Origin of the sequence: Streptomyces sp. NPDC094143 (genome assembly GCF_040303825.1) — a bacterium.
Taxonomy (GTDB): Bacteria; Actinomycetota; Actinomycetes; order Streptomycetales; family Streptomycetaceae; genus Streptomyces.
This window is the reverse complement of the sequence record NZ_JBEOTZ010000080.1, coordinates 1-12,415: the sequence shown is the minus strand read 5'-3', so window position 1 is coordinate 12,415 and position 12,415 is coordinate 1. Positions and strand designations below refer to the sequence as shown.

The following is a 12,415-nucleotide window of genomic DNA, read 5'->3' as shown; positions in this document are numbered from 1 at the left end:
GCGGATCGATCCCGGCCCGTTCGAACGTCTCCCACGCCATCTCCAGCAGCAGCCGCTGCTGCGGGTCCATGGCGAGGGCCTCACGCGGCGAGATGTTGAAGAAGGCCGGGTCGAAACCGCCGGCGTCGCCGAGGAAGCCGCCGGTGCGGGTGGCGACGGTGCCCGTCCTGCCGGGCTCCGCGTCGAAGAGGACGCCGAGGTCCCAGCCGCGGTCCTCGGGGAAGGGCACCAAACCCTCCTCGCCGGCCAGCAGCATGTCCCACAGCTGCTCGGGGGTGTGCACGCCACCGGGGAAACGGCAGCCCATGGCCACGATGGCGATCGGGTCCTCCGCGGCGGGCGCGCGGTGGACGGCGTCGGCCGCGGCCGGGGCGGGGGTGTCACCGGTGCCGGTGTCCGCGGCGACCTGCGCGAGCAGGAAGTCGGCCAGGTCCCGGCAGGTGGGGTGGTCGAAGACGAGCGTGCTGGGCAGGCGCAGGCCGGTGATGCGGTTCATGCCGTTGCGCAGTTCGACCGCGCTGAGCGAGTCGATGCCCAGGTCGGTGAAGGGCCGGGCGGGGTCGACCGCGTCGGCGGAGGGGTGGCCGAGGACGCCGGCGACGTGGCTGCGCACGATGCCCAGGACGGCGTCCGCCCGCTCGTACTCGGGCAGGGCGCCGACGTGGGCGTGCAGCGAGGAGATGTCGGCGGTGTCGGACGCCGTGTCGTTGCCGGCGGCGTCCAGGGCCCGGCGGGCGGCGGGCAGTTCGTCCAGCAGGTGGCTGGGCCGGGGCGCGGTGAAGGAGGGCGCGTAGGTGTCCCAGCGCAGGTCGGTCACGACGACGTGGGTGTCGCCGAGGTCGAGGGCCCGGCCGAGGGCCTGGCATGCGGTGCCGGTGTCCATGGGGTGGACGCCGTGGCGGCGCATGCGCTCGCCCGCCGCGTCTGTGACCATGCCGCCGTCGGCCCACAGCCCCCAGGAGACGGCCGTGGCGGGCAGGCCCGCGGCGCGGCGCTCGGCGGCGAGGGCGTCGAGGTAGGCGTTGCCGGGGGCGTAGTTGCCGAGGCCGGCGCCGCCGAGGACGCCGGCGGTGGAGGAGAACAGGACGAAGGCGGACAGGTCCAGGTCGTGGGTGAGGTCGTGCAGGACGCGGGCGGCGGTGGCCTTGCCGTGCAGGACGCCCGCCATGCGCTCGGGGGTGAGGGAGTCGATCACGCCGTCGTCGAGGACGCCCGCGGCGTGGAAGACGGCGTCGAGCGGCTGGTCGGCCGGGAGGCCGGCGAGCAGGTCGGCGAGGGCGGTGCGGTCGGCGGCGTCGCAGGCGGCGAGGGTGACGTCGACGCCGCGGGCGGCGAGTTCGTCGCGCAGTTCGCCGGCTCCGGGGGCGTCGGCGCCGCGGCGGCCGGCCAGCACCAGGCGGGTCGCGCCGCGGTCGGCGAGCCAGCGGGCGACGTGCCGGCCGAGGGCGCCGGTGCCGCCGGTGACCAGGACGGTGCCGCAGGGCTTCCAGGGCTCGGTCGGCTCGGCGGTGCCGGGGGCGTGCACCAGGCGGCGGCCGAAGGCGCCGGCCGCGCGCAGCGCGATCTGGTCCTCCTGGCCGGGGTCGGCGAGGAGGGCGGCCAGCCGGGTGCCGGTGCGGGCGTCCAGGTCGGCGGGCAGGTCGATCAGGCCGCCCCAGCGGTCGGCGTGTTCCAGTGCGGCGACCCGGCCGAAGCCCCAGACCAGGGCCTGGGCGGGTACGGGGGCGGGGTCGGCGGTGCCGACCGCGACCGCGCCGCGGGTGGCGCACCACAGGGGGGCGCCGGCACCGAGGTCGCCGAGGGCCTGCACGAGGGCGAGGGTCGTGGTGAGGCCGACGGTGACGCCCGGGAGGCCGGGGTGGTCGCGGGTGTCGAGGGCGAGCAGGGACAGCACTCCGGCGGGCCGGCCGGTGTCCTCGTCACCGGCCGTGAGCAGGGCGGCGATCGCGGCGCGGTCGGGTGCGCCGTCGGGCAGGGCGATCCGGCGGACGGTGCGGGCGCCGCCCGCGGTGAGAGCGTCGGCGACGTGGTCGGCGGTGGCGTCCTGTCCGGCCTCGGCGGCGGGGGTGAGGAGCAGCCAGGTGCCGGTGAGGGCGGCGGCGCCGAGGGTGAGGGGGCTGAAGGAGACGGCGTAGCGCAGGGCGTCGGCGGTGGCGCGTTCGCGGCCGGCGCGCCGCCAGTGGGACAGCGCGGGCAGGAGACTGCTCAGCGGGGCGTCGGCGGGGAGGTCGAGAGCCTCGGTGAGGCCGCACACGTCCTCCTGTTCGACGGTCTCCCAGAAGCGGGCCTCGACGGAGTCGGCGGCGGGGGAACCGCTGGCGGCGTCGGCCGTGGTGGTCCCCCGTACGGCGGGCCAGTAGCGGCGGTGCTCGAAGGGGTAGGTGGGCAGGTCGGTGCGGACGGCGCCGGTGCCGGCGAACACGGTCTCGAAGTCGACGTCCACGCCGTGCAGGTGGGCTTCGGTGAGCGCGGTGAGCCACTGGCGCAGGCCGCCCTGGTCCCGGCGGAGCGAGCCGAGGACGGCGCCGTCGACGCCGGCCGCGTCGAGGCTGTCGCGCAGCCCGACGGCGAGCACCGGGTGCGGGCCGACCTCGATGAAGGAGCGGTGGCCGGCGGCGACCAGACCGCGCACGGCGTCCTCGAAGCGGACGGTCTCCCGCAGGTTGGTGTACCAGTAGCCGGCGTCCAGGGCGGTGGTGTCCAGCCACTCGCCGGTCAGGGAGGAGCGGAAGGGGATGTCGCTCTCGCGGGGCTCGATGCCGGCCAGGGCGTCCCGGACGGTGTCCTCGATCTCCTCGACCTGCGGGGAGTGGGAGCCGTAGTCGACGTTGACCTTGCGGGCGCGCACGCCGTCCGCGACGAGCGCGGCGTACATCTCCTCCAGCGCGCCCACCTCGCCGGAGACGACGGAGGACGACGGGCCGTTGACGGCGGCGAGGGCGAGGCGGCCCTCCCAGGGGGCCATGCGGGCGCGGGTGTCGTCGGCGCTCAGCGGCACGGACATCATGCCGCCGGTGCCGGCGATGCGGGTGAGGGCGCGGCTGCGCAGGGCGACGACGCGGGCGCCGTCCTCCAGGGACAGCGCGCCGGCCGCGCAGGCGGCGGCGATCTCGCCCTGGGAGTGGCCGACCACGGCGGCGGGGCGGATGCCGTGGGCCCGCCACAGGGCGGCGGTGGAGACCATCACGGCCCACAGGGCGGGCTGGACGACGTCGACGCGGCCGAGGTCGGCGGCGGCGTCGTCGCCGCGCAGCACGGCGCTCAGCGACCAGTCGACGTACGGGGCGAGGGCCTGCTCGCAGCGGTCGATCCACTGGGCGAACTGCGGTGACTCGGCGAGGAGTTCGCGGCCCATTCCGGCCCACTGGGCGCCCTGCCCGGGGAAGACGAGGACGGGTTCGGCGGCGCCCGGCACGGCGTCGGCGAGCAGGGCGGGCCCGGTGAGCGGGCCGTCGGCCGCCAGCGCGGCGAGCGTCTCGTCGAGGTCGGCGGCGTCGTCGGCGAGGACGGCGGCCCGGTGGGTGAAGGCGGCGCGGCCCACGGCGAGGGTGTAGGCGAGGTCGGTGAGCGGGGTGCCGGGCCGGGTGCGCAGGTGGGTGCGGAGCCGGGCGGCCTGGGCGCGCAGCGCGGCGGGGGTGCGGGCGGACAGCAGGACCGGCACGGCGGGCGGTTCGGTCGTGGCGAGCGGCCGTACGGTCGTGTCGTCGGGGGCCTGCTCGACGATGACGTGGGCGTTGGTGCCGCTCATGCCGAACGAGGACACGCCGGCGCGGCGGGGGCGGCCGGTGTCGGGCCAGGGCCGTTCCTCGGTGAGGAGTTCGACGCGGCCGGCGCTCCAGTCGACGTGCGGGGTGGGGTTCTCGGCGTGCAGGGTGCGGGGCAGGACGCCCTCGCGCAGCGCCGCCACCATCTTGATGACGCCTCCGACACCGGCGGCGGCCTGGCTGTGCCCGATGTTGGACTTCAGCGAGCCGAGCCACAGCGGCCGGTCCTCGGCGCGGTCCTGGCCGTAGGCGGCGATGAGGGCCTGCGCCTCGATGGGGTCGCCGAGGGTGGTGCCGGTGCCGTGCGCCTCGACGGCGTCGACGTCCTGCGGGGTCAGTCCGGCGGCGGCGAGGGCCTGGCGGATGACGCGCTGCTGGGAGGGGCCGTTGGGGGCGGTCAGGCCGTTGGAGGCGCCGTCCTGGTTGAGGGCGCTGCCGCGGATGACGGCGAGGACCCGGTGGCCGTTGCGCCGGGCGTCGGAGAGCCGTTCGAGGACGACCATGCCGACGCCCTCGGCCCAGCTGGCGCCGTCGGCGTCCGCGGAGAAGGGCTTGCAGCGGCCGTCCTCGGCGAGGGCGCGCTGGCGGCTGAACTCGATGAGGGAGCCCGGCGTCGACATCACGGTGACGCCGCCGGCCAGGGCGAGCGAGCACTCGCCCTGGCGCAGGGACTGCGCGGCGAGGTGCAGGGCCACCAGGGAGGAGGAGCAGGCGGTGTCGACGGAGACGGCCGGGCCCTCCAGCCCGAGGGCGTAGGAGACGCGGCCCGACAGGACGCTGGGCGAGTTGCCGGTGCCGACGTAGCCCTCGAAGTTGTCGTCGGAGGCGGCGAGGATCGTGACGTAGTCCTGGTAGGTGACGCCGGCGAAGACGCCGGTGTCGGAGCCGCGGGCACCGGCCGGGTCGACGCCGGCCCGCTCCAGGGCCTCCCAGGAGACCTCCAGGAGCAGGCGCTGCTGCGGGTCCATGGCGAGGGCCTCGCGCGGGGAGATGCCGAAGAACGCCGGGTCGAAGCTGCTGGCGTCGTGCAGGAAGCCGCCCTCGCGGGTGTAGACGGTGCCGGGGTGGTCGGGGTCGGGGTGGTAGAGCCGCTCGGGGTTCCAGTCGCGGTCGGTGGGCAGCGGCGAGATGCCGTCCGCTCCGGCGCGCACCAGGTCCCACAGGTCCTCGGGGCTGTTGACGCCGCCGGGGTAGCGGCAGGCCATGCCGACGACGGCGATCGGGTCGTCGTCGACGGGGCGCCGGGCCGCGACCGCGGGGGTGTCCGCGCTCGCGGTGCCGAACAGGTCGTCGGCGAGGTGTGCGGCGAGCGCGGCGGGGGTGGGGTGGTCGAAGACGAGGGTGGCGGGCAGGGTGACGCCGAGCGCGGCGCTGAGGCCGTTGCGCAGCTCCACGGCGGTGAGCGAGGTCAGGCCGAGGTCCGTGAAGGGCCGGGCTGGCTCGATGTCGTCGGCGCCGGCGTGGCCGAGGACGGCGGCGGTGCGGTCACGGACGGTGGCGAGCAGGGTGCGGACGCGTTCGGCGGCGGGCCTGGCGGCCAGCCGTTCCAGCGGGCTGCCGGCGGGCTGGGTGCGGGCGGCGGCGCGGCGGCGGGCCGGTTCGGCCGCCGGGGCCGGCTCCCGCGTCGTGGCCGTGGGAGCCGTGGTGCTGGTGGGCGTGACGCCGGGTACCGGGCGCAGCAGCAGCGAGCCGATCTGCAGGACGGGGTCGCCGACCGCGTCGGCCGCGGTGAGGGCGAGGGTGTCGGGGCCGGTGCGGTCGAGCCGGACCCGCAGGGTGGTGGCGCCGGTGGCGTGGAGGCGGGCCGGTCCGGCGGAGAACAGTACGCGTCCGTCGCCGAGGCCGTCGAAGGCGCCGAGGCCCAGCGGGTGCAGGGCGGCGTCCAGGAGGGCCGGGTGCAGGTCGTGGCGGGCGGCCTCGTCCGCGGCCCGGGCGGGCAGGGCGACCTCCGCGTACACGGCCGTGTCGTCCCGCCAGGCGGCCAGCAGGCCCTGGAAGACGGGCCCGTAGTCCAGACCGGCCTCGCGCAGTCGCGGGTACAGGCCGTCGGTGGGCAGTTGCCGCGCGCCGGGCGGCGGCCAGGCGGTGAGGTCGTGGGCGGGAAGGGAAAGGGCGTCGGTGTCGGCGGTGAGGATGCCGCCCGCGTGCCGGGTCCAGCCGGCGGTGGTGCCGGCGGCGGCGCGGGCGTACACGCCGAAGGGGCGGTCGCCGCGGGCGTCGGGGGCCTCGACGCGGATCTGCAGGGCGACGCCGCCGTGCTCGGGCAGCGGCAGCGGGCTCTCCAGGACCAGTTCGCGGACCTGCGGTCGGCCCGCGACGGCACCGGCGTGCAGGGCGAGGTCGAGGAAGGCGGTGCTCGGCAGGACGGCGGTCCCGCCGAGCCGGTGCGCGGCGAGCCAGCCGTTGCCGTCGGCGGTCAGCCGGCCGGTCAGCAGCAGGGTGTCGTCGACCGCGGACGGGACGACCGCGCCGAGCAGGGGGTGGTCGGCGGCGACGAGTCCGGCGGCGGCCGGGTCGCCGGACGCCGCGGTGGGCGCGATCCAGTAGGGGCGGTGCTGGAAGGCGTAGGTGGGCAGTTCCACCGGGCGGGAGCCGGGGGCGGTGACGGCGAGCAGGGCGCGCCAGTCGACCGGGACGCCGCGGGTGTGCAGGGCGGCGACGGCCGTCAGCAGGGTCTCGGTCTCGTCCCGGTCCTCGCGCAGCGTGGGCACGGCGAGCGGGGCGCTGCCCCGCCAGGCGGTCTGGGCGAGGGCGGTCAGCGTGGCGTCGGGCCCGAGTTCGACGAGCCGGGCGGTGCCCAGCTCCTCGAGGGCGGCGACCCCGTCGGCGAAGCGCACGGTGTGCCGGACGTGCCGTACCCAGTACTCGGGGACGGTGAGTTCGCCGGGGGCGGCGGGCCGGCCGGTGAGGTCGGAGACGACCGGGATGCGCGGTTCGGCGTACGCGACGCCGGCGGCGACGGCGCGGAACTCGTCGAGCATCGCCTCCATGTGCGGCGAGTGGAAGGCGTGGCTGACGCGGAGCCTGCTCGTCCTGCGGCCCAGCGCGGCGAAGTGCGCGGCGACGGCGTCGGCCGCGTCCTCGTCCCCGGCGACGACGACCGAGCGGGGACCGTTGACGGCGGCGAGCGAGAGGGTGTCCTCGCGGCCGGCGAGCAGGGGCAGCACCTCCTCCTCGGCGGCCTCCACGGCGATCATGGCGCCGCCCTCGGGCAGGGCCTGCATCAGCCGGCCGCGGGCGGCGACCAGCCGGCAGGCGTCGGGCAGGGAGAACACCCCGGCCACGTGGGCGGCGGCCAGTTCGCCGACGGAGTGGCCGATGAGGTGGGAGGGGTGCACCCCGAGGGACTCCAGCAGCCGGTGGAGGGCGACCTCGACGGCGAACAGGGCCGGCTGGGCGTACTCGGTGCGGTTCAGGGTGCCGGCGTCGGCGTCCGCCATGACCTCGGCGAGCGGTCGCGGCAGCAGCCCGTCGAAGTGCCCGCACACGGTGTCGAACGCGTCGGCGTAGGCCGGGAAGGCGTCGTACAGGGCGCGGCCCATGCCGGGGCGCTGGGTGCCCTGTCCGGCGAAGAGGAAGACCGTGCCGCCCTGGGTGGTGAGGGTGTCGCCGGTGACGACGCCGGGTGCGCTGCGGCCCTCGGCGAGCGCGGCGAGGCCGGTCAGCAGGGCGTCGCGGCCGGTGCCGGTGACGACGGCGCGGTGCTCCAGGGGGGCGCGGGTGAACGCCAGGGCGTGGGCCACGTCCGCCGGGTGCGCCCCGGGGCGGTCCTGAAGGTGGGCGAGGAGCCGGGCGGCCTGGTCGCGCAGCGCGGCCGGGCCGCCCGCGGACAGCGCCCACGCCACGGTGCGCTCGGCGCGTTCGGCGGGGTGGGCCACGGCGGCGGGCCCGGCGGGCGGTTCGGCGACGATGACGTGCGCGTTGGTGCCGGAGACGCCGAAGGCGGAGACACCGGCGCGCCGGGGGCGGTCGCCGGCGGGCCAGGCGACGGGCTCGTCCAGCAGCCGGACGTTTCCGGTGCTCCAGTCGACGCGCGAGGAGGGGCGCTCGGCGTGCAGGGTGCGCGGGAGGGTGTTCTCGCGCAGGGCGAGGACCATTTTGATGAGGCCGACGGCTCCGGCGGCGGCCTGGGTGTGGCCGAGGTTGGACTTGGCGGAGCCCAGCCACAGCGGGCGGTCGGCGGGCCGGTCCTGGCCGTAGGCGGCCAGCACGGCCTGCGCCTCGATGGGGTCGCCGAGGGTGGTGCCGGTGCCGTGCGCCTCCACGGCGTCCACGTCGGCCGGGGAGAGTCCGGCCGAGGCGAGGGCCTGGCGGATGACGCGCTGCTGGGAGGGTCCGTTGGGGGCGGTCAGGCCGTTGGACGCGCCGTCCTGGTTGACGGCGGTGCCCTCGACGACGGCGAGGACCGGGTGGCCGTTGCGGCGCGCGTCGGAGAGCCGTTCGACGACGAGGACGCCGACGCCCTCGGCCCAGCCGGTGCCGTCGGCGTCGTCGGAGAACGCCTTGCAGCGGCCGTCGGGGGCAAGACCGCCCTGGAGGCTGAACTCGACGAACGCGCCCGGGTCGGCCATGACGGTGACGCCGCCGGCCAGGGCGAGGTCGCACTCGCCGGAGCGCAGCGACTGCACGGCGAGGTGGAGGGCGACCAGCGAGGAGGAGCAGGCCGTGTCGACGGTGACGGCCGGGCCCTCCAGGCCGAGGGTGTAGGCGACGCGGCCGGAGACCACGCTGCCGGCCTGACCGGTGAGCAGGTGCCCGCCGAGTCCTTCGGGGACCTCGGTGAGGCCGGTGGCGTAGCCGGAGCTGCCGGCGCCGACGAAGACGCCGGTGCGGGAGCCCTTCAGCGAGGTGGGGGCGACACCGGAGCGCTCCAGCGCCTCCCAGGAGGTCTCCAGGAAGAGCCGCTGCTGCGGGTCGAGGGCCTGGGCCTCGCGGGGGCTGATGCCGAAGAACGCGGCGTCGAAGGCGGAGGCGTCGGCGAGGAAGCCGCCGGAGAGGGTGTCGCTGGCCTCCAGCAGGGCCGTGAGGTCCCAGCCCCGGTCCTGGGGGAACCCGCCGACGGCGTCACCGCCGCTCGCCAGCAGCTCCCACAGCCGGTCGGGGCCGTCGACGCCACCGGGCAGCCGGCAGCCCATGCCGACGATGACGACCGGGTCGGTGCCGGTGGTCACCACGGCCGTCTCCGACCGCTGTTCGCCCGTGCCGTACATCCGCTCGCGCAGGTGGGCGGCGACGGCGGCCGGGGTGGGGTGGTCGAAGACGAGGGTGGTGGGCAGGGCGACGCCGGTCTCGGCGGTGAGGTCGTCGCGCAGTTCGACGGCGGTGAGCGAGTCGAAGCCCATGTCGCGGAAGGCGCGGCCCTCGGCGACCGCGGCCGGGTCGGCGTGGCCGAGCGCGACGGCGGCGCGGCGGCGCACCAGCTCCAGCAGGACGGCGTCGCGCTCCTCGGCGGGCAGCGGGTCGAGCCGGTCGCGCAGTGCGCCGCCCGCGATGGTGGCGGACGCGGTGGCGGGGCCGGTGGTGGCCGGCGCGGCGGCCTCGGGCAGGTCGGCGAGCAGAGGGCTCGGGCGGCCGGTGGTGAACGCGGGCGCGAACCGGGCCCAGTCGACGTCGGCGACGACGACGGCGGTGTCGCGGGCGGCGAGCGCGCGGCCGAGCGCGGTCAGTGCCGCGTCCGGGTCGAGCGGGCGCAGTCCACGACGGCGCAGCGTCTCCTGCGCCCGCGGGTCGGCGGCCATGCCGGTGCCGTCCCAGGGGCCCCAGGCGACGGCGGTACCGGTCAGGCCCTGGGCGCGGCGGCGTTCCACCAGGGCGTCGAGGTGGGCGTTGGCGGCGGCGTAGGCGGCCTGTCCGCCGCTGCCCCACACGCCGGCGATGGAGGAGAACACGACGAACGCCGACAGGTCGCTGTCGCGGGTGAGGGCGTCGAGGTGGTCGGCCGTGTCGGCCTTGGCACGCAGGACGGCGGCGAGCCGGTCCGGCGTGCAGTCGGTGATCACGTCGTCGTCGAGGACGCCGGCGGCGTGCACCACGGCGTCGACGGGGTGGGCGGCCAGCAGCCGGGCGACGGCGTCGCGGTCGCCCGTGTCGCAGGCGACGACGGTGACCTTCGCGCCGAGCCGGGCGAGGTCGGCGCGCAGGGTGTCGGCGCCGGGCGCGTCGGGGCCGCGGCGGCTGGTGAGGACGAGCTCGCGGGCGCCGTGCTCGACGGCCCAGCGGGCGACCCGGGAGCCGAGGGCCCCGGTGCCGCCGGTGACGAGGACACGCGGGGGCGCGGTCCACTCCTCGGTCGCGGCGGCGGGCGCCGGAGCGGGGACGAGGCGGCGGGCGTGGGCGGTGCCGCCGCGGACGGCGACCTGGTCCTCGGTCCGGGCGACCAGGACGCCGGCGGCGCGGGCGAGGGCACGGCGGTCCGGCCGGGCGGGCAGGTCGAGCAGCCCGCCCCAGCGGTCGGGGTGTTCCAGCGCGGCGACGCGGCCCAGCCCCCACACGGCGGCGGCACCCGGCTCGACGACGGCCTCCGTGCCGCCGCCGACGGCGACGGCACCGCTGGTCAGCAGCCACAGCGGCGCGGTGAGCCCGGCATCGCCGTGGGCCTGGACGACGGCCAGGGCCGCACCGACGCCGGGCAGGCAGGAGAGCACTCCGGCGACCGGGTCACCCTCGGCGGCCGCTGCGAGCAGCCCGGCCAGCACGGTCCGGTCGGCCTCCGCGGGGCAGGCCAGGCGCTCGATCCGGGGCAGGAACTCCTCGATGCCGCTGAGCGCACGGTCGTCCCCGGCCCCGGACTGGAGCAGCAGCCACCGTCGGGTGTCCGGACCGGTCTGGGCGGCGGCGCCGTCGAGGCGCTGCCAGCGGATGCGGTAGCGCCAGGAGTCGGCGGTGAGCCGCTCCGTCGTGGCGCGCCGCCAGGAGGACAGCGCCGGCAGCACGGTGCCGAGGGTGCTGTCGTCCAGGTGCAGCGCGTCGGCGAGTTCGCGGGTGTCACCGCGCTCGACGGCCTGCCAGAAGGCGTCCTCGGCGGGCGCGGCGGACGCCGCGGTCCCGGCCACCCGCTCGTCGGCACGGCGCGGTTCGGGCCAGTACCAGCGGCGCTGGAACGCGTAGGTGGGCAGCGGGACGGTGCCGGCGGCATCGGCCGCGCCGGCGGCTCCGGTGGCACCGGCGGCTCCGGTGGCACCGAACACCGCGGCCCAGTCCACCTGCGCGCCCGTCGTGTGCAGGGTCGCGAGTGCGGCGGTCAGGGCATCCGCCTCGGACCGGTCCTTGCGCTGCGCGGCCACGCAGACCGGGTCGGTGGCGTCGCCGAGGACGGTGCGGGTGAGGACGGTGAGGGTGGCGTCGGGGCCGAGCTCGACGAACCGGGTGACGCCTTCCGCCGCGAGGGCGGCGACGCCGTCGGCGAACCGGACGGCCTCGCGGACGTGGCGGACCCAGTACTCGGCGGTGGTCAACTCCCCTTCGGCCGCGAGCTGTCCCGTGATGTTGGAGACGACCGGGAGGGACGGGGCGGCGTAGGTGATGCGCTCGGCGACCTGACGGAACTCCGTCAGCATCGGTTCCATCAGCGGCGAGTGGAAGGCGTGGGAGACGCGCAGGTGGGTGGTGCGGCGGCCCTGTGCGGCCAGCTCGTCGGCGACCTCGGACACAGCCGCCTCGGCGCCCGCGATCACCACGGCGCGAGGGCCGTTGACCGCGGCCACCGACACCTCACGCCCCTCCAGCAGCGGCAGCACCTCCTCCTCGGCGGCCTCCACCGCGATCATGGCGCCGCCTTCGGGCAGGGCCTGCATCAGCCGGCCCCTGGCTGCCACGAGCGTGCAGGCGTCCTCCAGGGACAGCACCCCGGCCACGTGAGCGGCCGCGATCTCACCGATGGAGTGGCCGCCGACGAAGTCCGGGCGCACGCCCCAGGACTCCAGCAGCCGGAACAGCGCCACCTCGGCGGCGAACAGGGCGGGTTGCGTCCACTCCGTACGCCCCAGACGCTCCGCGTCGTCGCCGAAGACGACGTCCTTCAGCTCGCCGCCCACGTGCGCGCACACCGCGTCGAAGGCCTCCGCGAACACCGGGAACGCCTCGTACAGTTCACGCCCCATACCGGGGCGTTGCGCACCCTGGCCCGAGAACAGGAACGCCGTGCGACCCTCGGCGACGGTGCCGACGGTGACCTGGGCAGTGGGTTCACCGGCTGCCAACTCGGCCAGACCGGCCAGCAGTTCCTCGCGGGAACGGCCTCGCACGACGGCGCGGTCCTCGAAGGGGGTACGGGAGGTGGCCAGCGCCGAGGCGATCCGCAGGGGGTCGGCGTCGGGGGCCGAGCGTACGGCGTCGAGCAGCCGGGCGGCCTGCGCGCGCAGCGCATCGGCACCGCGCCCGGACAGCACCCAGGGGATCACGGGCAGGACCGCGGGGTCGGCCGGGGCGGCCATCTCCTGCGGGGCTTGTTCGAGGATGACGTGGGCGTTGGTGCCGCTGAGCCCAAACGAGGAGACACCCGCCCGACGCGGCCGGTCCACCGACGGCCACTCCACGCGCTCGGTGACCAGTCGCACGGCGCCCGCCGACCAGTCCACCCGCGAGGACGGCTCGTCCACGTGCAGGGTCGCCGGCAGCACACCGCGCCGCAACGCCTCCACCATCTTGATCAC

The 12,415-nt window shown here is 77.1% G+C and carries 1 protein-coding gene; it reads right to left on the bottom strand.

The annotated features are described in order from the left end of the window. Positions 1-12,415, bottom strand: a 12,415-nt coding sequence (locus ABTZ58_RS39050; protein ID WP_351367931.1) for a type I polyketide synthase, incomplete at both ends; no start/stop codon positions are given.